The organism is Burkholderia sp. MR1-5-21 (assembly GCF_053427715.1).
This window is the reverse complement of sequence record NZ_JBSAXD010000017.1, coordinates 97,271-120,212: the sequence shown is the minus strand read 5'-3', so window position 1 is coordinate 120,212 and position 22,942 is coordinate 97,271. Positions and strand designations below refer to the sequence as shown.

20 protein-coding genes are annotated in these 22,942 nt (G+C 67.0%); 9 read left to right on the top strand and 11 right to left on the bottom strand.

Annotated elements, in window-relative coordinates:
* Positions 1-41: 41 nt before the first annotated feature.
* From ACV229_RS22985 to ACV229_RS22970, 4 genes are all read right to left on the bottom strand, one after another.
* Entirely contained in the window at positions 42-293 is a 252-nt protein-coding gene (locus tag ACV229_RS22985; protein ID WP_448085458.1) for a hypothetical protein, read from the bottom strand.
* A gap of 130 nt (positions 294-423) precedes the next feature.
* Positions 424-1,563 carry a patatin-like phospholipase family protein gene (locus ACV229_RS22980; protein WP_448085402.1) on the bottom strand — a complete coding sequence of 380 codons (1,140 nt, stop codon included), beginning with the start codon at positions 1,561-1,563 and terminating at the stop codon, positions 424-426.
* A gap of 244 nt (positions 1,564-1,807) precedes the next feature.
* The gene (locus ACV229_RS22975) at positions 1,808-2,314 is read right to left on the bottom strand and encodes a hypothetical protein (RefSeq protein WP_448085401.1); all 507 of its coding nucleotides are present in this window, start codon (positions 2,312-2,314) and stop codon (positions 1,808-1,810) included.
* A gap of 335 nt (positions 2,315-2,649) precedes the next feature.
* On the bottom strand, positions 2,650-3,546 hold the full coding sequence (locus ACV229_RS22970) for a LysR family transcriptional regulator (protein ID WP_448085400.1): 897 nt from the start codon (positions 3,544-3,546) through the stop codon (positions 2,650-2,652).
* A gap of 96 nt (positions 3,547-3,642) precedes the next feature.
* Here ACV229_RS22970 and ACV229_RS22965 point away from each other — a divergent pair, with 96 nt between their 5' ends.
* The gene (locus tag ACV229_RS22965) at positions 3,643-4,533 is read left to right on the top strand and encodes an aldo/keto reductase family oxidoreductase (protein ID WP_448085399.1); all 891 of its coding nucleotides are present in this window, start codon (positions 3,643-3,645) and stop codon (positions 4,531-4,533) included.
* 56 nt (positions 4,534-4,589) lie between these two features.
* Here ACV229_RS22965 and ACV229_RS22960 read toward each other — a convergent pair whose 3' ends face one another.
* Positions 4,590-5,513 carry an AraC family transcriptional regulator N-terminal domain-containing protein gene (locus ACV229_RS22960; RefSeq protein WP_448085398.1) on the bottom strand — a complete coding sequence of 308 codons (924 nt, stop codon included), beginning with the start codon at positions 5,511-5,513 and terminating at the stop codon, positions 4,590-4,592.
* Positions 5,514-5,705: 192 nt separating this feature from the next.
* On the opposite strand from ACV229_RS22960, the gene ACV229_RS22955 reads away from it, so the two are divergent.
* The 6 genes from ACV229_RS22955 (at position 5,706) to ACV229_RS22930 (ending at position 12,119) form a co-directional block, all read left to right on the top strand.
* Entirely contained in the window at positions 5,706-6,167 is a 462-nt protein-coding gene (locus ACV229_RS22955; RefSeq protein ID WP_448085397.1) for a (2Fe-2S)-binding protein, read from the top strand.
* A 2-nt stretch (positions 6,168-6,169) separates the two neighbouring features.
* Positions 6,170-8,383: a molybdopterin cofactor-binding domain-containing protein gene (locus ACV229_RS22950; protein WP_448085396.1), complete on the top strand. Its 2,214-nt coding sequence runs from the start codon at positions 6,170-6,172 to the stop codon at positions 8,381-8,383.
* Positions 8,384-8,666: 283 nt separating this feature from the next.
* On the top strand, positions 8,667-9,065 hold the full coding sequence (locus ACV229_RS22945; RefSeq protein WP_448085395.1) for a winged helix-turn-helix domain-containing protein: 399 nt from the start codon (positions 8,667-8,669) through the stop codon (positions 9,063-9,065).
* Between the two features lie 406 nt (positions 9,066-9,471).
* A complete protein-coding gene (gene sctQ / locus ACV229_RS22940; RefSeq protein WP_448085394.1) occupies positions 9,472-10,650 on the top strand; it encodes a type III secretion system cytoplasmic ring protein SctQ in 1,179 nt (392 codons plus the stop codon).
* A 3-nt stretch (positions 10,651-10,653) separates the two neighbouring features.
* Positions 10,654-11,322 (top strand): type III secretion system export apparatus subunit SctR, encoded by a 669-nt coding sequence (gene sctR / locus ACV229_RS22935; protein WP_448085393.1) that lies wholly within the window; start codon positions 10,654-10,656, stop codon positions 11,320-11,322.
* Positions 11,319-12,119, top strand: coding sequence for a lytic transglycosylase domain-containing protein (locus ACV229_RS22930; protein WP_448085392.1), 801 nt, complete (start codon positions 11,319-11,321; stop codon positions 12,117-12,119). Before sctR ends, ACV229_RS22930 begins: the two co-directional genes overlap by 4 nt.
* Here the strand turns inward: ACV229_RS22930 and ACV229_RS22925 are convergent.
* From ACV229_RS22925 to acnA, 5 genes are all read right to left on the bottom strand, one after another.
* Positions 12,113-12,880 (bottom strand): transporter substrate-binding domain-containing protein, encoded by a 768-nt coding sequence (locus tag ACV229_RS22925; protein WP_448085391.1) that lies wholly within the window; start codon positions 12,878-12,880, stop codon positions 12,113-12,115. The genes ACV229_RS22930 and ACV229_RS22925 overlap by 7 nt on opposite strands.
* Positions 12,881-12,956: 76 nt before the next feature.
* Positions 12,957-13,961, bottom strand: a complete 1,005-nt coding sequence (locus tag ACV229_RS22920) for an ABC transporter substrate-binding protein (protein WP_448085390.1) — start codon at positions 13,959-13,961, stop codon at positions 12,957-12,959.
* Between the two features lie 67 nt (positions 13,962-14,028).
* On the bottom strand, positions 14,029-15,207 hold the full coding sequence (prpF, locus tag ACV229_RS22915) for a 2-methylaconitate cis-trans isomerase PrpF (RefSeq protein WP_448085389.1): 1,179 nt from the start codon (positions 15,205-15,207) through the stop codon (positions 14,029-14,031).
* A gap of 3 nt (positions 15,208-15,210) precedes the next feature.
* Positions 15,211-16,284, bottom strand: a complete 1,074-nt coding sequence (locus ACV229_RS22910) for a lactonase family protein (protein WP_448085388.1) — start codon at positions 16,282-16,284, stop codon at positions 15,211-15,213.
* A gap of 2 nt (positions 16,285-16,286) precedes the next feature.
* Positions 16,287-18,908, bottom strand: a complete 2,622-nt coding sequence (gene acnA / locus ACV229_RS22905) for an aconitate hydratase AcnA (RefSeq protein WP_448085387.1) — start codon at positions 18,906-18,908, stop codon at positions 16,287-16,289.
* Between the two features lie 93 nt (positions 18,909-19,001).
* Here acnA and ACV229_RS22900 point away from each other — a divergent pair, with 93 nt between their 5' ends.
* Both ACV229_RS22900 and ACV229_RS22895 read left to right on the top strand, forming a co-directional pair.
* On the top strand, positions 19,002-20,039 hold the full coding sequence (locus tag ACV229_RS22900; RefSeq protein ID WP_448085457.1) for a GntR family transcriptional regulator: 1,038 nt from the start codon (positions 19,002-19,004) through the stop codon (positions 20,037-20,039).
* Between the two features lie 145 nt (positions 20,040-20,184).
* Positions 20,185-20,808 (top strand): MFS transporter, encoded by a 624-nt coding sequence (locus tag ACV229_RS22895; protein ID WP_448085386.1) that lies wholly within the window; start codon positions 20,185-20,187, stop codon positions 20,806-20,808.
* 63 nt (positions 20,809-20,871) lie between these two features.
* Here the strand turns inward: ACV229_RS22895 and asnB are convergent, their stop codons facing one another.
* Positions 20,872-22,881, bottom strand: coding sequence for an asparagine synthase (glutamine-hydrolyzing) (asnB, locus tag ACV229_RS22890; protein ID WP_448085385.1), 2,010 nt, complete (start codon positions 22,879-22,881; stop codon positions 20,872-20,874).
* Positions 22,882-22,942 lie beyond the last annotated feature (61 nt).

Here is a 22,942-nt window from a genome sequence, read left to right as displayed (position 1 = left end):
CCGTGCGATCCAGGAGCACGCCGTCGACGCACGTCGGGACGTCAGCCGTTGCCGACTTTCGTCCCCTTGACGATCACGATGAACTCGTCGGCCGCCTTGCGATGGATCGCGGCCATGACGGCCCGTTCGCGCTTGCTGCCCGGCTCGCTGGAAACGACACCGGTCGCGTCTTTCGCCTTCGCGCCCAGCGGGAAGAAAACGAACGATGCGCGTTGCGGGGCATCCGGTTCGGCGCGCAAGCGCTTGTTCAGGATCTTCAGGTACTTTTTCTTCGAGACTTGTTTTGCAACCATCGCGCCCTCCTGAATGGATGTGATGCCAGCCAGCATACCAGCTTTGTTCGTGCATTCCGCACCGCCGAGCGCGGCTGCGCGGTGCGGCCGGCAAGCCGCCGCGCCCGCCGGACCGGTCACCGGATCCGCGTCACGCGGTTTTTTCAGCGGATACGGGTTCGTCCGCGCTGTAGACGGTCAGTCCTTCGATCGGATCCATCGGCAGGTCCCACGGACGCGCCGCGATCGCGCGCATCGCAGCGTCATAGCCGGCCTGCCGGCGGGCGGCAATGCCGGCCGGCGTGAAATCGATGTCCTTCAACTGGTTGTCCCCGGCAAGCCGGGGGGCGGCGAGCTTGATCAGGCGCATCGTGGTCTGGCAGCCCCACGCGGCCAGTTCCCGGACTTCGGACGTCGCGCGCTCGGCTTCCGGCACGTGCCTGACCAGTTCGCGGATCACGTGGCGCAAGCGGTGGATCTGCTGCTGACGCGCGATATGGCTGTCGGTGCGGCTCGCGTACTGGATGTCCTTCTGCCGTTCCGACACCTGCCAGATGCTTTCCGGCTCGGGGCCGACCGGATTCCACATCTGCACGGAGAAGATGACCGCGCTCCTGCGTGGCTTGTCGTCCAGCACCACCTCGACCGGGGTATTCGAATAGACGCCGCCGTCCCAATAGGGCTCGCCGTCGATCCTCACCGCAGGGAACGCGGGCGGCAGCGCGCCCGAACTCATGATGTGCTCGACGGTGAGGCGCTGGTCGCGCGAATCGAAATAGCGCATCGCGCCCGTGCACGCGTTCACCGCGCCGACGGTCACGCGCGGCCGGCCCGCATTCAGCAGGTCGAAGTCGACGAGCGAGGCGAGCGTGTCGCGCAGCGGCGCGATCATGTAATACGACGCGCGATCGACGCCCAATCGGGCCAGCGGCCCGAGCCACGATGCCGGATTGGGCCGGAAGAAACCGGCAATGCCGCCGCCGATGATCATCAGCTCTGCAAAGGTTTTGTCCCAGCCCGGCAGGATTGCGGGTGCGTGTACGCGCGTATGCTCGGTCACGCGATTCCAGAACTCGGTCAGCCGATGGGTGCGGTGTTCCGGCGGGTTTCCGGCAATCAGCGCCGCGTTGATCGCGCCGATCGACGTGCCGATCACCCAGTCGGGCTGGATGCCGGATTCGTCCATCGCCTGGTAGACGCCGAGCTGGTAGGCACCCAACGCGCCGCCGCCCTGGAAGACGAGAACGACTTGGCCGGGCAATTCCATGCATGCTGGCTGGCTTTCGGTCATGACAGGCCTCGCGGAGGGTGGTGTTGGGTCGGACCTCGATATTCCGATGAAGTGTAGGCGATCGGCGGGCGGTTCCTGAGGGTTGCCGGGGTGCGGCAATTGCTGCGGCGCCGCGTGCGCCGACGGTATCCGGCGAGCGACGTGTGACGTCGTCCGGCATGTCGTATTCGTTCATCACCCGGACAGGTCTGGAGAATCCGCGCGATTCGACCCACGTTGCTACATCGCGCGACACCGCGCTCGATCAGACCTCGGCGACGTCCCGCGCACGTCGCAGTTGACGTGCGGCCAGCTTGCGGCGCATCGCCTGATCGAGATGTTCCGTGGCAGTCTCCGGCGCAAGTCTCACGAACCCGGCAACATTGCGCGCGATCTGGATCGGGGTAACGATGACACCCCATGGCAGCCCCCACCATCCGCACACGGCGGACGTGAGCACTGCGATCGCCTGCTTCTTCCGGCCACATCGCTGGCAACAGACGTGGCGACGCGTGGTCCACCGGGTCACGAAGATCGTCGACACCACGCGATGAACCGCATGCACATCGACAGGCGCGTCGTCGCGCTTGCAGATCGGGCACGGCCCGTATCGGCAGTCGTCGACGTAAAGATGAACCCGGGTCGCAGGCAGCCGCTCGGCGACGACCAGCACCGGATGCCATTGCGCGCAGGTCGCGCTGCAGTAGCGGTTGCCGTCGAGCGAGCGACCGCCGATGAAGAATGTCTTGCCGCAGTTGCTGCACTCTGCCACGTTGCCCTCGGATGCCTGTCCGTCAATTGCGCGTGCTGGATCGATCCGTTGATGTCGCGGTGCGGTCAGCAGAACGCCCCGGCGCTCAGCGACCGGATCGCGATGGAATCGGTTCGATTCATCTGTTTTATCGGCGCGCGGCGAAAGGTCTTGAGCGAATCTTTGATGACAGTGCAATGTGCGCGCGAGAGACGATCCTCCGACTCGCGGTGTCACGCGAGGCGCGATGATGACGTGTTGATAGCGGTGGCGGACCACATATCAAGCGAGCCGCCAGTGCCCGTGCGCATCGCAACCCGAGCCTTCTCGTCACCTGATCCCGCTTCTCCGGAAGATCACGCCGTCCGGATGAACTCGATGAACGCCCGCAAAGCCGGCGGCACGAGACGCCGCCCGGAGTAGTAGAGGAACGGCCCCGAAAAGGGCCGCCACCATGGCTCGAGGATCGGCTCGAGCGCGCCGCGCTCGAGATGCGGACGCAACCAGTCTTCGAACAGATGCACGATGCCGGACCCGGCGATCGCGGCATCGACGATGAGATCGGTGGCGCCGCCGACCTGCACCAGCAGCGGCCCGGCGGGATCGACGCGCACGACCTCGCCGTCGCGCTCGAATTCCCACGGCGGCATCGCGCCGCTGCTGAAGCGGCCGAGCATGCATGCGTGGTCGAGCAATTCACGCGGATGCGCGGGCCGCCCGTGGCGATCGAGGTACGCAGGCGCCGCTGCGGTCGCGAACCGCTGCACACGCGGGCCGATCGGCACCGCGATCATGTCCTGCTCCAGCCGTTCTTCATAGCGAATGCCCGCGTCGCATCCGGCGGCGAGCACGTCGACGAAGCTCTCCTCCGCGATCACTTCGAGCCGGATCTCCGGATACGCAGCGAGAAACGGCGGCACGATGGCAGGCAAGACGAGCCGCGCCGCGCTGACCGGCACATTGAGCCTGAGCGTCCCCGCCGGCCGGTCGCGGAAGTCGTTGACCAGATCGAGCGCGGCCTCCACTTCGCTCAATGCTGGGCCGAGGCGCGCGAGCAGGCGAACGCCTGCTTCGGTAGGCACGACGCTGCGCGTCGTGCGATGAAGCAGCCGGACGCCCAGCCGGGCCTCCAGTCGGCGCACGGCCTCGCTGAGCCCGGACGCGCTGACGCCCGCGATGCGCGCGCCGTCGCGAAAGCCCTTTGCACGCGCGACGGTCAGGAATGCGTGCAGATCCGCCAGATCGACTTGCATCGTTCGCCTTTTCGCACAACCCGTGCGAATTATGTGCCCTTATCGCACGAGGATCCAACACTTAAGCTGGGGCCATCCATCGTGAGGAGATCGATCATGTCCAGCATCGAAACCGGCATCGAGCAGTCCGGCACATTCAAGCTCGGCGCGCGCACCGTGAAGCGGCTCGGCTACGGCGCCATGCAGCTCGCGGGGCCCGGCGTATTCGGCCCGCCCAAGGATCGCGGCGCAGCGCTCGCGGTATTGCGTGAGGCCGTTGCGTCCGGCGTCAATCACATCGACACCAGCGATTTCTACGGCCCGCACGTCACCAACCAGCTGATCCGCGAGGCACTTCATCCGTACGCCGACGATCTCGTCATCGTCACGAAGATCGGCGCGCGGCGCGGCGAGGACGGATCATGGCTGCCGGCTTTCTCGCCCGACGCGCTGACGCGCGCGGTGCACGACAACCTGCGCAACCTCGGGCTCGACGCGCTGGACGTCGTCAATCTCCGGATCATGTTCGACACGATCCAGCCCGCCGAGGGCTCGATCGAGGCGCCGCTTGCGGTGCTCGCCCGGCTTCAGCAGCAAGGCCTCGTGCGTCATGTCGGGTTGAGCAACGTCACGCCCGCGCAGATCGCGGAAGGACGCCGGATCTGCGAGATCGTCTGCGTGCAGAACCACTACAACGTCGTCCACCGGACCGACGATGCGCTCATCGACGCTCTCGCCCGCGACGGTATCGCCTACGTCCCGTACTTTCCGCTGGGCGGCTTCACGCCGCTGCAGTCCGCAACGCTGTCCGAGGTCGCCGCGCGCGTCGGCGCGACGCCGATGCAGGTCGCGCTCGCCTGGCTGCTCGCCCGCGCGCCGAACCTGCTGCTGATTCCCGGCACGTCGTCCGTCACCCATCTGCGCGAGAACCTCGCCGCCGGCGCGCTCGTGCTGCCGGATGACGCGGTCAGGGCGCTCGATGGTCTATCCGGCGGCGCCGCAGACTGAATGAAGCGAGGGCCGCCGTGCTCCCCCGATCCAACGGAAGCCCGCCGGCCCGCTCGTCAACCGAGGAACTCCTTCCTTCGCAACTGCACGACATCCCGCAACGGCGGTGCGCCGAACAAGCGGCTGTACTCGCGGCTGAATTGCGAAGCGCTCTCGTACCCGACGCTTGCGGCCACCGACCCGACGTCCGCGCCCTGCCCCAGCAACAGCCGCCGCGCCTCATGCAGCCGCAACTGCTTCTGGTACTGCAACGGACTCAGCGTGGTCACGTTCTTGAAATGATGATGCAGCGACGACACGCTCATGTTCACGACCTGCGCGAGCGCTTCCACCCGCATCGGCTCCGCGAAGTGATCGCGGATCCACTCGATCGCGCGGGAAATCCGGTGCGTCTGGCTCCCCGCCACCGCCATGTGCCGAAGCCGCGTGCCCTGCTCGCTCGTCATCAGCCGGTAGATCAGCTCCTTCTCGATCAGCGGCGCCATCACCGGAATGTCGGCCGGCGTATCGAGCAGCCGCACGAGGCGCAACGCGACGTCGAGCAGCGGCGGCGTGAGCTGCGCAAGCGCAATCCCCTCGCCCTCCGGCCCCGCGCCGGGCTCCGGCAACCGCATCTCCGCGGCCAGCTCGATGATGCGCTGCGGATTGAGCATGAACGACATGCACAGATAAGGCGCGTCCGGCGACGCCTTCGTGACCCGCGACAGGATCGGCAAGTCGACCGACGTAATCAGGCAATTCTGCGTGTCGTATTCGTACGCGTGACCGGCGACCACCACGCGCTTCGCGCCCTGCGCGGCGAGCACGAACGCGGCCCGCGACACGCCGCAGCCGAGATCGACCGGATGCGTATGCTTGTGGAACGCGAGCGCCGGAATCGCCGTCGGATGCGAGCCGTCGACCGGCGCAAAACGGCTGATCAGCGTCGCGAGCTCGCGCCGCCCGGATTCGCGCGACGCGGCAATATCGGTCATGTCCATCAGGATGCCTCGGTTCGTCCGGTTCCCCGGTTCGTCATGCTCCCGGAGCATAGCGAAGCCGCCGGACGCTCGCCGGGGATTTGCAGGATTGTTCAAGAAATTTGCAGGATTGTGTAGACGAAAAATCCGCCGGCTCGCGCACACTCCCGCGTATCCGGGCTTCGCACCGGGTTTTCCCCACGGAGACAGTCAATGTCCACATCGTTTGTCCTCAACGGCAAGAACGTCACGCTCGATGTCGATCCGTCGATGCCCGTCCTCTGGGCGATCCGCGAGCACACGGGCCTGACCGGCACGAAATTCGGCTGCGGAATGGCGCAGTGCGGCGCGTGCACGATCCATCTCGAAGGCCAGGCCGTGCGCTCGTGCGTGCTGCCGGTCGCCGGCATCGCCGGCAAGCACATCACGACGATCGAGGGCCTGCAGAGCAAGCCCGCCAAGGCCGTGCAGGCCGCGTGGGTCAAGCTGCAGGTGCCGCAATGCGGTTATTGTCAGTCCGGACAGATCATGTCCGCAACCGCGCTGCTGGAACAGAATCCGAAGCCGACCGACGCCGACATCGACGCCGCGATGAACGGCAATATCTGCCGCTGTGCGACCTATGCGCGGATCCGCTCGGCGATCCATGACGCCGCCGCCACGCTGGAGGCCTGATCATGACGACCGGACTCGATACCCCGAATGCGGTCCGCCCCGGGCGCCGCGCGTTCCTGAAGGCCGCCGGCGCCGCCGCGGTCAGCCTCACGATCGGTTTCGAATGGGTCGGCGCGGGCCGCCGCGCGATGGCCGCGACGGCGCCTGCCGCTGCCGCCGAATTTGCGCCGAACGCGTTCCTGCGCGTGACGCCGGACGGCATCGTCACCGTGATCGCGAAACACGTCGAGCTGGGCCAGGGCGCGTACACGGGCATTGCGACGATCGTCGCCGAAGAGCTCGACGCCGACTGGTCGAGCGTGCGCGTCGAGAGCGCGCCCGCCGACGCGAAGCGCTACGCGAACCTCGCGTTCGGCACGATGCAGGGCACGGGCGGCAGCTCCGCGATGGCGAACTCGTGGCAGCAGCTTCGCGAAGCCGGCGGCAAGGCCCGCGCGATGCTCGTATCGGCCGCCGCGGCGCGCTGGAAGGTGCCGGCCGGCGAGCTGACGACCAAGGACGGCTTCGTCACGCACGCGAAGAGCGGCAAGCAGGCGAGCTACGGCGCGCTCGTCGCGGAGGCGACCGCGCTGCCGGTGCCCGACAAGGTCACGCTGAAGCAGCCGGCGGAATTCCGGCTGATCGGCCACAAGATCCCGCGCGTCGACGCGTCGGCGAAGTCGGACGGCACCGCGCAGTTCACGCTCGACGTGTCGTTCCCCGGGATGCTGGTGGCGGTCATGCAGCGCCCGCCGCGCTTCGGCGGCAAGGTCCGGTCGTTCGACGCGACGGCCGCGAAGGCGGTGCCGGGCGTCGTGTCGGTCGTGCAGGTGCCGCGCGGCGTCGCGGTCGTCGCGACGGGCTTCTGGGCCGCGAAACAGGGCCGCGACGCGCTGAAGGTCGATTGGGACGAGACGGGCGCCGAGAAGCGCAGCTCGGGCGAGATCATGCGCGAGTACCGGCAGCTCGCCGCAAAGCCCGGCGTGTCGGCCCGCAAGGACGGCGACGCGGACGCGGCGATCGCCGGCGCCGCGCGCAAGCTCAGCGCGTCGTATGAATTCCCGTATCTCGCGCACGCGCCGATGGAGCCGCTCGACGCGGTCGTCAAGCTGACGCCCGACAGCTGCGAAATCTGGGCCGGCGACCAGTTCCAGACGGTCGACCAGGGCAACGCCGCGCAGGTCGCGGGCCTGAAGCCCGAGCAGGTGAAGATCCACACGATGTACGCGGGCGGCAGCTTCGGCCGGCGCGCGAACGTGTGGTCGGACTACGTGGTCGAGGCCGTGTCGATCGCGAAGGCGCTCGGCGCGAACGGCAAGCCGGTCAAGCTGCAGTGGACGCGCGAGGACGACATCACGGGCGGCCTCTATCGCCCGATGTACTTCCACAAGCTCGACGCGGGCCTGACCGCCGACGGCAAGCTGGTCGGCTGGCGGCACCGGATCGTCGGCCAGTCGATCCTCGGCGGCACGCCGTTCGAGCCGGTGATGGTCAAGAACGGCATCGACGCGACGTCGGTCGAGGGCGCGGCGAACCTGCCGTACGCGGTGCCGAACGTGTCTGTCGAGCTGACCACCACGAAGACCGGCGTGCCGGTGCTGTGGTGGCGCGTGGTCGGCAGTTCGCACACCGCTTACGCGGTCGAGGCGTTCATCGACGAGGCCGCGCACGCGGCGGGCAAGGATCCGTACCTGTTCCGCCGCGACCTGCTCGCGAAGGAGCCGCGCATGCGCGCGGTGCTCGAGCTCGCCGCCGAGAAGGCCGGCTGGGATCCGGCGAAGCCGCTGCCGAAAGGCCGCGGGCGCGGGATCGCGGTCGCCGAGGCGTTCAAGAGCTATGTCGCGCAGGTCGCCGAGGTGTCGGTCGGCGCGGACGGCAAGGTGAAGGTGGATCGGATCGTCTGCGCGGTCGACTGCGGGATCGCGATCAACCCCGACATCGTCGCCGCGCAGATGGAAGGCGGCATGGGCTTCGGGCTCGGCGCGGTGCTGCACAGCGCGATCACGCTGAAGGACGGCCTGGTCGAGCAGCGCAACTTCGATGGCTATCACGTGCTGCGGATCGCCGAGATGCCGAAGGTCGAAGTGCACATCGTGCCGTCGGCCGAGGCACCGACCGGCGTCGGCGAGCCCGGCGTCGCGCCGGTCGGGCCGGCGGTCGCGAACGCGATTTTCGCGGCGACGGGCAAGCGGCATTACACGCTGCCGTTCGATTCGGGTGATGCGGCGAAGGCGTGATGCGTGGATGGGCCGGCCGCGGGGGCGAAAGGCGCCCGCGGCCGGAAACTTATCCGCCGCCCCACGTTACGCGAGACGTAACGCCCGTAACGTTCCCGCCGATGCTACGTAACATTCCTTCAAAGTCGATCCGACCCCGCTGCTACGTGCCGCGTTAAGAATTCTTTTAGATTCAACGCAGTCGCGGGTTCGCGCAGGTTCCGACGCCTGCACGCCCGAACATGGCCCGGAATTTGCGGTAATCCCCTTGCAAACACTCCTTAATGGACATGCGAGGGCCACCATGGATTGCAAATACCTGTACATCGACAACATAAAGGTCAACTTCGTGCGCCGCACGATCGAGATCGACGACAAAGCCGTCGACATCACGCCGCGCGAATTCGACGTCGTCGAATTCCTGCTCGACAACATGAACAGGATCGTATCGCGCCAGGCAATCCAGGAAGCCGTATGGGGCCGTGAACTCGCCGTGTCGTCGCGCACGCTCGACACCCACATCTCGCGGATCCGCTCGAAACTGCTGCTCGATCACGACAAGAACCTGCGAATCATCCCGATCTATGCGGTCGGCTACCGGCTCGTGCTGTTCGGCGCGGCGATGACGCATGTCGAGCGACACGACGTGGCGCCGGTGATGCGCGCCGCGCCGCACACCACGATGATGGCCGATTACGCGTAACCGTCCGACGCGACGCCGCGCCGCCCCGCCCTGCCGGGGCGGTCGCGCGTTCGCGTACGGCCTGCCCGCCGCTGCAACGGCCGATCGCCTCTGCGGAAGTCACCGGGCCGGCGTATCCGGAATGCCTGCCTGACGGCGCTCGTTCGGGCGCTTGGCGCGCCATGCCTGCCTTGGCTCGCACCGGCCGTCTCCGGTCGGTCGATCGACTGACGTCACGCCGCCAGCCCCCGCCTGCTTCGTAAATCCCTGACCGAGCCGTCGTCGCCCGACGCACCCGACTACGGATTCCGGCGCCGCACGTTCCCCCACCCGTCCCTACAATCGACGCAGCAGCGGCGCGCGTCACGCGTGCCGCCCGACCTCAAACAACCCGTCGATCCGACGCCGAATTCGCCCTGATCCCGCCGTGCATGCGCTGTCCCTGACGAATGCCGACGCCGACGACGCCGCGGATCGGGCTGCACGTCACGCCTCCGTGCCGACCGCCGCCGCACCGGCTGCGGTCGCGCTCGATGCGTCGCCGTATCTGCCGCGCCTGAGCGCCGCCGCCGCGCGCGGGCTGTCGCACGCGTACGGCGCGACGGCCGGCGTCCCGCTGACGCTCACGCTCGGCGAGCATGCATACGAGGTACGGTGGCGCGTCGACGCCGAACCTGCCGCCGACGCACACGCATACCGCTTCGTCGTCGGACCGGCCACCGGCACGCTGTGGATCGATCCCGTCGCGGAAGCGGAATGGCTCGGCGATGCAGCCGATCCCGCGGTGCCGGCGGTGATCCGCGCGGCGCTGCTTGCCGATCTCGGCGCACCGCTCGCTGCGACGCTGCAGGCTGCCACACGTCAACGCGTCGAACTGCTGCCGCCGTCCGCGTCGCTGCCCCCATCGCAAGCGTCGCACGCCTCGAACGCATCGCCGTCCGCGCTGCGCTTCGCGCTGCGCCGCGCGGACGGTGCGTGGCGCTGTCACGGCGCACTGCTGTTCGACGTGCCGGACGCACTTGCGGTGTTCTTCGCCGCCGCGCCCGCCGCATCGCCGGACGCACGCGCCGCCTGCGCGAACCTGCCGGTGCCGCTCGTGTTCGAAATCGGCCGCACGGAACTGACGACGGCCGAGCTCGCCGACGTCGTCTCCGGCGACATCATCGCGATCGAGCGCTGGCGTGCGCACGACCAGAACCTGCTGTGCGTCGCGCGGCTGCCGGCCGTGCCCGCGTGGGAGATCACCGGGCGGCCGTCCGGCACGCGGCTGACCGTCGAACGAATCAGGGAGATGCCTTTGGAACCGACCCGCACCGACACCCCGCCCGCGACGTCGCACGATGCGCCGCCCGCCGAACCGCCGCGCCCGCTCGACGGCCTCGCAGTCGACCTGCGCTTCGAGCTGCCGCCGACGTCGATGCCGCTCGGTGAACTCGCGGCGCTGCAGCCGGGCGCGGTGATCGAGCTGCAGCAAGGGATCAACCAGAGCGTGATCCATCTCGTCGCGAACGGGATGCTGATCGGCACGGGCCACCTGATCGCGGTCGGCCAGAAGCTCGGCGTGCGCGTCGTCACGCTCACGCAACCCGCGCCGCGCGAGCGCTGACCGATGGGCAGCCTGCCGAATCCGGTCGCGCTGATCGCGGTCATTGCCGCGCTCGGCATCGCACCGTTCGCCGCGTTGATGGTGACGAGCTATACGAAGCTCGTCGTCGTGCTCGGCCTGCTGCGTTCCGCGCTCGGCGTCCAGCAGGTGCCGCCGAACCTCGTTCTGAACGGCATCGCGCTGATCCTGTCGCTGTTCATCATGGCGCCCGTCGGGATGTCGATCCGCGATGCGCTGCAGCAGCGCCACTTCGATGCGTCGGGCCAGCTGTCGACCGCCGACGTCGGCGCGCTCGCCGATGCCGCGCTGCCGCCGATCAAGGACTTCCTCGTGTCGCACACGCGGCAGCGCGACCGCGAATTCTTCGTGCGCACCGCGACGTCGGTATGGCCGAAGAACCGCGCGGAAGGCATCAAGGACGACGACCTGCTCGTGCTGGTGCCGAGCTTCACGCTCGCCGAGCTGACGAAGGCGTTCCAGATCGGCTTCGTGATCTATATCGTGTTCATCGTCGTCGACCTGCTGGTCGCGAACATCCTGCTCGCACTCGGGATGCAGATGATCTCGCCGACGACGATCTCGGTACCGTTCAAGCTGTTGCTGTTCGTCGCGCTCGACGGCTGGTCGCTGCTCGTGCACGGGCTCGTGCTGTCGTATCGGGTCGCCGGATGAACGCGCGCGGGCGGCGAGCCGTTGCCGCGTGCGCGTCCGCGCTGGCCGCGCTCGCGTTCGCGTGCATGCAGCCGGGTGTCGTCCGCGCCGCCGGTGAACGCGCCAACGAACGCGCCCACTTCGCGCAGCTCGCGCGCGCATGCGCGCCGAACGTCGATCCGCAAACGCTCGCCGCGCTCGTGCGCACCGAATCCGGTTTCAATCCGTACGCGATCGGCGTGGTCGGCGGCCATCTGACGCGCCAGCCGCTGTCGCTCGCCGAAGCGCAGGCGACCACGCGCGCGCTCGCGGCGCGCGGCTTCAGCTACAGCGTCGGGCTCGCGCAGGTGAACGAACGCAACTTCACGAAATTCGGACTGGACGACTCGACGATGTTCGAGCCGTGCCGCAACCTGCAGGCGGGCGGCGCGATCCTGACCGAATGCTACGCACGCTCGACCGGCACGGGCCGGCCGGCGCAGGCCGCGTTGCGCGCGGCGCTGTCGTGTTATTACAGCGGGAATTTCACGACGGGGTTCTCGAGCGGCTACGTGAATCGCGTTGTCGCGAGCGCGCGCGACAACGCACGCGAAGGCGGAATCGAGCCGATTCCCGTCGTGCGCGACGTGCCGCCGCCCGCGCGCAAGCGGCGCATGGCCGCCGTGCAGACCACGCCTGCGGCGCGCGCGCGCATGCCGGTTGCGTCGCGGTCGGCGGGCGACGCGCCGTCATGCCACGCGCGTCCGGTCGTGATGATGTGTCATGGATTGGGGGCTGCGGAAGCGAAACGGTTGTGCGTGCGGTGTCTCGATCAGTGATGCGGCCGGTCGGACGGGTCGATGCGGGCCACCGTGGCGCCACGAATGTCGTGCGCCACGAGTGCGGCGTGAACGACGCCTGACTCGATCATGCTCGCGACAAATCGATCCAGAAGGAGAGCAGCCGCCGAGCGCCCTTTCGGCGTGCCCATCGCCTGTTCGATGACCATGAAGCGGCCGGGGAGCATGCGCAGGCCACGCAAACGGCCCATATCGTATTCCAGTTGCTGCCGCACGCCTGCCGCAACTTCGCCCCCTTCCGCCAGCATCGTGTCGACGACGGCCGGGGACGTCGCCGATCTCACGATCGTCGCGTGCTGAAGCGTGCGCGTGAGGTAGAGATCGTATGCGCTACCCTTGCCTACGACAACCCGGGTGCCCGTTCCGTCCACCTGCTCGTTCGACTGGATGGGAGAGGCCTCGGGGACGAGATACGTCCCTTCGATCAGAACATACGGACGGGTTTGTTCGATTCCCTTGCCACGTATCGGGTCGCGCGCGACGAACGCAATGTCCCATTCGTCGCGCTCGCATCCCGATACCACGTCGCCGGCCGCATCGTATGTCACGAGCCTGAGTGGCACGTCGAGCAGACGGGCCAGATTCGCGGCCAGATCGACAGAGACGCCCTTCGCTTCGCCGGATGCCGGATCGCGATGGGCGAGGATCGGATTGCCGAAGTTGATTGCCGCGCGCAGACACCCGGTCGGCGTCAGCTCCGCGATGCCCAGCGATGTCAAGAATGCGCCGCCATGTTCCATAGGATTCCTCTCGTTGGCAGGCGTCACGCGACCCGGCTCGACGGATCCGCCACGCTGGGACATCCGGCACGCACCGCTACTTGACCTGATTCACAAACTCATTCGTATAGGTTCTGGACAGGTCGATGTGCTTGCCCTTGATATTGGGATTGAAGTCGGTCAGCACCCGCAGCACGGTTTCCGGACCGCCTTCAGGCATCTTCCCGTCCGGCGAGTACATCGGCAGCGAAGCCTTCAGCGCCTGGACGTAGAGCGCCTTGTTGCCGCCGTAGTAATCGGCCGGCATCTTTGCCGCGATCTCGTCTGCGGAGTGGGTATGGATGAAGCGCAGCGTCCTGACGAATGCCCTCGCGAGCTTCGCCGCTTCCGCCTTGTGGCCTTCCGCCCAGCTGCGCTGCACATACAGGCTGGACGCCGGATAGAGCCCGCCGAGCGCGGCCTTGGTACCGTCGACGCTGCTCAGGTCCACGAGCACCGTCGCATCGCCGCCTGCTCGAAGCAGCGATGTCGTAGGCTCGGTCGTCCATGCGACTTCCACGCGTTTCTGCTTCAGCGACGCAATCAGGCTGTTGCCCGCACCAACCGGCAGCGTCGAATAGTCGGTCGTCTTGAGACCGTGGCGCGACGCGAGATACTGCCCCAGGAACATCGACGAAGAGCCGAGCCCCGTCACGCCGAGCGTTTTCCCCTTGATGTCACCCATGTTCCTGATCTGGCCGGCGGCGTCCGAACGCACCATCTCCATTCCGCCCGGCACCAGCCCGAAGATCACGATGCTCTGGATTTCCTTCCCTTTCGCCTGCAGGTCGATCGAATGATCGTAGAACCCGACGACCGCTTGCGCAGCGCCGGCGAGCAACTCGTTCTCGGCGTCCACGCCTGCCTGCTGCGACTGGAGTTCGACGTCGAGCCCCTCATCCTTGAAGTAACCGAGATTCTCGGCAAGCTTCGGCGGCAGATAGATCAGCTTGTTGATGCCGCCGACAAGGATCGTGATCTTCTCCGCCGCAAGCGCGGGGGCGCCATGGAAAGCGCACAACGCGGCTGCGACGATGACGGTACGGCGCACGGACCGATGCATGGGATGTCTCCTCCTTTGAATTTGAGATGGATGCGGTCCGCTTGACCGCATCTGAAGCGACGCAAGCTTACGCGACGTTCACGATCGACGCCGGAACCAAGACGGAACCTTCCATCAGCCGACGGGCGCTTCGGCTCATGATGGCCCTGGTCACGACCCACGTGCCATCACGCTGCTCCGCTTGCGCACCGACAGCCATCGTCCCCGACGGATGACCGAAACGAAGTTGCTCGATGGTCCTGCCGCCCACGAGTCGATGGACGATCGTGCCCGGAATCGCGCCTGCCACGGCCAACGCGACGGCACCCGTTCCTGTCATCGCATGATGGAGCCTGCCCATCGACAGAACGCGTGCGTTGATGTCCACGCTGTGCGGATCGACCCGCTTGCCGCTCGACGCGACGTATTCCGACGGTGCCGACACGAACGCCAGTTTCGGCGTGTGAGGGCGTCGCGACGTCACTTCTTCAGGCGTCGCGGCCAACCCCATTTGAACGGCCGCATGAGCACGGATCGCCTCGCATTTCTCCAGCAGCGCGGCGTCATCGTTCACGTCTTCCTGCATTTCGTTCCCGCGCAGGCCGAGAGCTTCCGCGCGGATGAAAATCGCCGGGTTACCGGCATTGATCATCGTGACCTCGAACGTGCCGTAGGCGGGCACGTCGATCGAATCGACAGAATTTCCGGTCGGGAACATGCCGCCGGCGGCCTCGTCATCAACTTCGGCACCACCGGGATCGAGGAATTCGAGGCGGATTTCGGCCGCCGGAAAGGCGACGCCATCGAGTTCGAAATCGCCATCCTCGACCACCTCGCCGTCCTTCATCGGCACGTGGGCGATGATCCTTGCGTTGATGTTGGCCTGCCAGATGCGCACCGTCGCGACGCCGTTGTCCGGTGCGTCGACGAGGCCCTGCGCAATCGCGAACGGACCGACCGCCGAAGTCAGGTTCCCGCAGTTGCCCGACCAGTCGATCACGGGGCGATCGATCGACGCCGCGCCGAACAGATAGTCGACGTCGCAATCCGGCCGTGTGGACCGGCTCACCACGACAACCTTGCTCGTGCTCGACGTCGCGCCGCCCATCCCGTCGATCTGCTTGCCGTACGGGTCCGGGCTGCCGATCACGCGAAGCAGGATCCGGTCGCGTTGCGCGTGGTCCGCAGGCAGACAGTCGGCACAAAAGAACACGCCTTTGCTGGTGCCCCCGCGCATATGGACGGCGGGAATGCTGTACTGCGCCATGTGTCACTCCTCGATGGTCTTGAATACGATGCAGACGGGGCTACCCGTCTCGACGACGCAGCCGGTCGGCACCGGTGTGCCCGTGGCCGCGTCGATTGCGTACTGGATGATCGTGTGCGAATGCTCGTTCGCGACGTACAGACGGCGGCCGTCGGGACTCAAGCAAAGGAAACGCGGGCACTTCCCGTGCGCGGATGTCCAACGGACCTCGCCGGGCAGTCCCGTGCCGGAATCGAGCGCAACGGTCGCCACGCTGTCGTGCCCGCGGTTCGTCACGTACAGCGAGCGGCCATCCGGCGCGATCGCGATCCCGGCCGCGCGAGACTGCCCGTGGAATTCGGCGGGGATGATCGGGACCGTGTTCAGCGGTTCGAGCTGTCCGCCCTGCGGCTCGAACGACCACGTGGTGACCGTGGAGTCGAGCTCGTTCGACACGTAGACCAGCGGCCGCTCCGGATGGAATACGGCATGGCGCGGCCCCGCGCCTTCACGGCAGCGCGCGTGTTGCACGACCGGCGCGCCCTCCGTCCAGCGAACGACGAACAGCGTGTCCAACCCCTTGTCCGGAACGACGTGCCAATCCGTATCGAAGCGACGCGTCACATAGCGCGAAATGTGATGCGGATGCGACCCGGTCTGCTCGACGGAATGCGGCCCCGTCCTGCCGGTCAACACGAGCGCCGGAGAAACGGGTTCGCCCAGTCGGCCATCGTCGGCGATCGCCAGCCGGCTTGCAGTGCCCGTCGCATATCCCGCCACGACGAGCGACGAGCCGTCACGAGACAATGCCAGATGGACCGGATTGCGTCCGTCGCAGGGCCGGCTGTTCAGCGCAGCAATGCGCCCCGTCTCCGGGTCGACGCGAAACGCGCTGACCGAACTGCCGTCGCCGTGCACGGCGTACAGCGCATCCTGATTGGCGTTGAGCGCAAGGAAGCTCGGGTTGACGAGCGGCTCGAGCGTCTGCACGTACTCCCAGACACCGGCTTCGTCCACCTCGTACACGACGATGCCAGTCCCGCGTGCGTTGCGCTCTCGCGTGGTGCGGCACCCCACGTATGCGAATGTACGCGACATGATCAGGCCGCCTCGCCTATTTCCCCGGCAATCCGCGGAAGCAGGCCGCCGGCGTTGAAGATTTCCGCCTCCTCGTCGGTATCGATCCGGCACCTGACGGGCACCTTGACGACTTCCCCGTTCTTGCGCGTGATCCGCAGCGACACCGGCATCGACGGTGCGATCGGGCCGCCAAGCCCGTCGATCGCGAATACTTCGGAGCCGTCGATCCGCAGCGACTTCCGGTCGATTCCATCCGGGAATTCGAGCGGCAACACACCCATACCGACCAGGTTCGAACGATGGATGCGCTCGAAATTCTCGCAGACCACCGCGCGCACGCCGATCAGCCGCACGCCTTTCGCCGCCCAGTCGCGCGACGAGCCTGAGCCGTAGTTTCTGCCCGCAATCACGATCAGCTCCTGGCCGCGCGCCATATACTGCTCGGCCGCGTCGAACAGACGCACGATCGTGCCGTCGGGCTCCATCCGCGTCAGCGATCCTTCGCTCCCATCCGCCATCTCGTTGCGCAGGCGGTTGTTCGCGAACGTCGCGCGGATGGCCACCTCGTGATCGCCACGGCGCGTGCCGTACGAATTGAAATCAGCCGGCTCCACGCCCTGCGCGATCAGATATTCGCCCGCGGCGCTCTCCGGCAGAATGGCACCCGACGGAGACAGGTCGTCGGTCGTCACGTTGTCGCCGAACACGCCGATTGCGCGCATCCGGTCGAAATGTGCGGGTTGCGTCAGGCGCTGCTGCCAGTACGGCGGCCGGCGAATGTAGTTGCTGTCGTCGCGCCACGGAAAGCACGCGGGAACCGTGTCCGCTCCGTCGATTCGGTCTGACGTACGAAACATCTCCGTATAGACGCGCAGATACTGGTCACCGTGGACACTTGCGCCGAGCAGGCGGTCGATCTCGTCGTCGGTCGGCCACAGATCTTTCAGGCAGACGGGGTTGCCATCCCTGTCGGTTGCGATGACACCGTTCTCGATGTCCACGTTGATCGTTCCCGCGATCGCGTAAGCGACCACCAGCGGCGGCGAAGCCAGGAACGCTTCCTTGACGCGCGGGTGGATGCGGCCGTTGAAGTTCCGGTTGCCCGACAGCACGGCAACGGCATGCACGTTGCGGCTGACGATGTCACCCTCGATCGCCTTCGGCAGCGGCCCCGACATCCCGTTGCACGACGTGCAGCCGAAACCGATGATGCCGAAGCCCAGCGCTTCGAGCGGCCGCATCAGATCCGCGGCCCGCAGATAGCTCTCGACCGGCTTCGACCCCGGTGCGAGCGAGGTCTTGACCCACGGCTTGCGCTCGAGTCCCAGCTCGAGCGCCTTGCGGGCCACCAGCCCGGCCGCGATCATGTTGCGCGGATTCGACGTATTTGTGCAGCTCGTAATCGCAGCGATCACGACCGCACCGTCATCGAGCGGAACCGCCGAGGACGGCGAGTCCGGCCCTGCGGAATGCAGGCCCGGCCGCGCAATGCCTTTGGCAACGAGGCTCGAAAGCGGCACGCGGTCGTGCGGGTTCGACGGCCCCGCAAGCGCACGCGCCACACCGGACAGGTCGAACGACAGAACCCGATCGTACTCGGCATCCGCGAAATCGTCGGCCCACAGCCCCTGCGCCTTCGCATAGCTTTCCGTCAGCGCGATTTGGGCATCGGACCGCCCGGTGAGACGCATGAAGTCCAGCGTCTTCTCGTCGATCGCAAAGAGCGCAGCGGTCGCGCCGAATTCCGGCGCCATGTTTGAAATCGTCGCGCGATCGCTCAGCGTCATCCCTCGGGCGCCTTCCCCATGGAACTCGATGATCGCGCCGACGACCTTCTGCTTGCGCAGGAACTCGGTCATCGCGAGCACCAGGTCGGTCGCAGTCACGCCCGGCTGGCGGAATCCCTTCAGTTCGACGCCGACGACGGTCGGCAGCCGCAGCCAGACCGCACGCCCCAGCATCACGGATTCGGCTTCGATACCGCCAACGCCCCAGCCGAGCACACCAATCGCGTTGATCATCGTCGTGTGGCTGTCCGTCCCGACGAGCGTATCGGGAAACGCGATGCCGTCCTTGACCTGAATGACCGGCGACAGATGTTCGAGGTTGACCTGATGCAGGATGCCGTTGCCGGGCATCAGCACGTCGAGATTCGAAAACGCCTCCTTGCACCACGCGAGGAACTCGAAGCGCTCGGCGTTCTTCCGCTGTTCGACCGCCATGTTCTTCGCCAGCGCTTGCGGATCATCTCCCGCGACCTCGACGTTCAGCGAATGGTCGACCACCAGGTGCGTCGGCACGACCGGATTGACTGTCGCCGGGTCCCCGCCTGATTCAGCGATGGCGTCGCGCATACCGGCAAGGTCGACCAGCGCGGGGGTGCCGAGCAGGTCCTGCAATACGACGCGTGCCGGATAGTAAGGAAAGTCGACGTCGTGACGACGCTCGGCCAGCGCCTGCAAATAGCGGCTGGACTCGGCGGCGGGTTGCCGACGGATGACGTTCTCTGCGAATACCCGGACGCAGTAGGGCATGCGGGCGAAAGCCGCCGGATCGACGGACTGCATCGCGTCTGCGACGCTGGCGTATTCGGCGGACGGGTGCGAAAGGGTGCGGGACATCGGGGTTTTCTCCAGCGCCATACCAGGCTGCTTGCGTTTCGATGTTGTGCATTCTATGATCACAAAACGCAATACGCAAATGCAGCCGCGCTCGGGAATTACCCTGACCGCCGGATGCCGGCCCGTCATCGAAGGAAGCAGGCAATGGCAAAATCACACCCCGGCTTTTCAGTTGCACCGCCGCGTCCGGCGGTCGTGAATGGCCATTTGCCGCCTGCAACAGACATGGAACCCTCCGCTGAAACGCCCGCCGCCGTGCTGACCCCGCTCCAGACCCGCGTCGCGCGGGAAATCCTGGCGCTGGCCAGACGGGAAGACCTTGCGATCGGCGACCGGCTTGCAGAATCGATCCTCGCCGAAAAGATCGGCACGTCCCGCACGCCCGTCAACGTGGCCCTGCATCACCTGGTTTCGCTCGGCGTGGTCTATTACGACGCGAATCGTGGCTTCTTCATGGCCAGGCCCGCGCGAGACGTGACGGACGTCGCCGCGCAATTCTTCAACGAGCCGGACGACCCGCTTTACTTGAAGATCGCGGACGACCGCCTCGCGCATCGTCTGCCCGATGTCGTGACCGAGGCCGACCTGATGCGCCAGTACGACGTGTCGCGCAGCGAACTCCGCCGGGTGTTGTCGCGCATGCAGGAGGAAGGCTGGATCGAGCGGCAGGTCGGCCACGGCTGGCAGTTCATGCCGATGATCGATTCCGTCGAAGCGTACGAAGAGAGCTATCTGTTCCGCGCCGCGATCGAGCCGACCGGCGTGATGTCGCCGACCTTCAGCGCGAACCGTGTCGAACTGGAAGAACTGCGACGCCGGCAGCGCTTTATCGCCGAAGGCGGCTACCTGACCATGAACTCGGTGGAACTGTTCGAGGCGAACAGCGAGTTCCATGAAACGATCGCGAAATGGTCCGGAAACCGTTTCATCGCGCAGTCGGTCCGCCGGATGGACCGGCTGCGCCGCCTCGTCGAGTATCGGCAGGCCAGGGCCCGCAAGCCCAGGCAGGAACAGGCGCTCGAACATCTCGCGATTCTCGATGCGATCGCGCAGCACGACCTGCTCCGCGCGGCAACGCTCTTGCGCGACCACATCGAGGGCGCGCGGCGCGCCAAGGTTCACGCACAGGAGGTCTTCACGCCGCGGACGTGATGCCCGCTTGCTTTTCCGCGGTCCGGGCGGGCCGCTTTTTTTAACAGCATGATTGCGTTTTGTGATTATAAAACGCTTAAATACGAGCCTGCGCCACTCCGGCGGCTGAGGCTCCGGAACAGAGACGACCGGGCTGCTGGCGCTGATGCGCTCCCCGACGCTCTGGGGGCTCGCAATCACGCAAGGCTGCAACGTGTACACGCAGTATCTGTTCCTGACATGGCTCCCCAGCTATCTGCAGGCAAGCCGCCACCTGAGCCTGGCGCACACGGGCCTGTTCTCGGCCGTGCCGTACGCGACGTCTGTCGTTCTGTGCATCGTGATCGGCCGACTGAGCGATCACTACCTGAAAAAGGGCGGAGTCGGCACCGGGCGCCGCCGCAATGCCGTCGCACTTGCGATGCTCACCGGCGCGGCGATTCTCGCGGTGCCGTTTACATCGAACCTCGCCACGCTGTTCGTCGTCTTCTCGATCACGCTGACCGGCATCGCGTCGACCACGTCGCTCAACTTCGCGCTGCTGAACGACCTCCTGCCGAGTTCGCGCGACATCGCCAAAGCAATGGCATTCGTGGTCGTCGGCGGCAATCTCTTCGGGATGGTCGCGCCGATCGCAACAGGCTACGTGATCAATGCCACGGGCAGCTACGACTGGGCGTTCGGTATTGCCGGCTTTCTCCTGCTCGGGGGCGCATTGGTCGTCCTCACGATGACTCGCTCGCCGATGCTGCGAAATCGCGGCGCTGCGGCAAATCGTGTCACGGCCTGAATTCATCCCCATGACCGAAAGCGGATGCGGACGACGAACGCCCGCCGCACCGCTCAGCCCCCCTCAGGCTATCGACAACCGCTCCTGCGCCACCCCCGCCGCGCTGCCCGCCCGCTGCGTCTCGAGCCATGCCTGGAACATCAGCACCGTCCACAGCTGATGCTGGCAGTTCAGCCGCCCGGTCTGATGCTGCTGCCACAGCCGGTCGACCGCACCCGCATCGAAAAAGCCCTCGGCCCGCAGCCGCGCGGGACGCAGCAGTTCCTGCGCCCAGTCGCGCAACGACCCGCGCAGCCAGTGATCGACGGGCGCGCAGAAACCCTGCTTCGGCCGGTCGATCAGCTCGGTCGGCACGTACCGGTCGAGCAGCCGGCGCAGCAGCACCTTCGGCTGGCCGCCCTCGGGCAAGCGCACCGACGCCGGCAGCCGCCACGCGAACTCGACGACGTGGTGATCGAGGAACGGCGTCCGCGTCTCGAGGCTGACCGCCATCGCCGCGCGGTCGACCTTCGCGAGGATGTCGGTCGGCAGGTACGTGAGCGTGTCGATCGCCATCGCCTGTTCGGCGAAGCTCAGGTGCGCGGGCCAGGCGGATGCCGTGTCGAGCGGCGTCGGCGGCTCCTGCCCCGTCAGCGCGATGCGTTCCGGATGATGTACCGACGACATCAGCAGCCGGTACAGGCCGATGCGGCTTTCGGCAGTCATCACGTGGCCGAGCTTGTGCAGCCTGTCGCCGATGCGCGTCCCGGACTCGCGCGCGTCCGCGCCGCCCCACGCGCCTTGCGCGATCGCCGCGAGCTGGTCGGCATGATCGGGCCGCAGCGCATGCAGCGCGGCGGCAATCCGCGCGCGCACGGCCCCGGGCACGCGGTGCAGCTTGCGCCACAGGCGCGGCGTCAGGAAATAGCGCGTATAGCCGCCGAACAGCTCGTCGCCGCCGTCGCCGGACAGGCTCACCTTCACGTGCCGGCGCGTCAGCTCGGCGACGAGGAAAGTCGGGATCTGCGACGCGTCGGAAAACGGCTCGTCGTAGATCGACGGCAGCTTCGGCACGACCTCGAGCGCATGGTCGGCGGTCACGTACAGTTCGGTGTGCCGCGTGCCGAGATGGCGCGCGACGGCTTTCGCATAACCGGCTTCGTCGTAGCCGGCCTCGTGGAAGCCGATCGTGAACGTGTCGACCGGCGTCGCCGACTGCGCCTGCATCAGCGCGACGATCGCCGACGAATCGATGCCGCCCGACAGGAACGCGCCGAGCGGCACGTCGGCCTCCATCTGCCGCGCGACCGCCTGGCGCAGGATCGTGTCGAGCTGGCCGACGGCTTCCTGCGCACTACCGTCGAACGGATGTTCGCGCCCCGCCTCGATCGCCTGCTCGAGCGTCCAGTACGCGCGCACGCGCGGCGTGTCGCGCGCATGCTCGAACTGGACATAGGTGCCGGGCGGAAGCTTGCGGATGCCGCGATAGATCGTGTACGGCGCGGGCACGCTCGACTGGCGCAGATACAGGCACAGCGCATCGCGATCGATGCTGCCGTCGAAGCCCGGATAGTGGCGCAGCGCCTTCAGCTCGGACGCGAACACGAGCGCGTCGCCGACCCGGCCGTAATAGAGCGGCTTCTCGCCGATCCGGTCGCGCGCGAGCGTCAGCGTGCGCGACGCGCGGTTCCACAGCGCGATCGCGAACATGCCGGTCGCGCGCCGCAGCACCGCCTCGACACCCCAGGCCACGATCGCCGCGATCAGCACTTCGCTGTCCGAGTGACCGCGCCATGCAGGCGCGCGCCCGGTGCGCTCGAGTTCCGCGCGCAATTCGCGGTGGTTGTAGATTTCGCCGTTGAAGACCATGACGTAGCGGCCGCACGCGGATGCCATCGGCTGCCGGCCATGCACCGACAGGTCGACGATCGCGAGCCGCCGGTGGCCGAGCGCGATGCCGGCGTCGGGGTCGAGCCAGAGGCCCTGCCCGTCCGGGCCGCGATGCGCGAGGCTTGCCGTCATCCGCGCGAGCGTGCCGCGCGCTGTCTCCTCATCGAAGGCGACGCTATTCAAAAAGCCGTCGATTCCGCACATGTTGTTGTCCGTCCGTTGACCGATGCCGTCGAGCACGGCGCCTTGCAGCACGCCGTCCGGC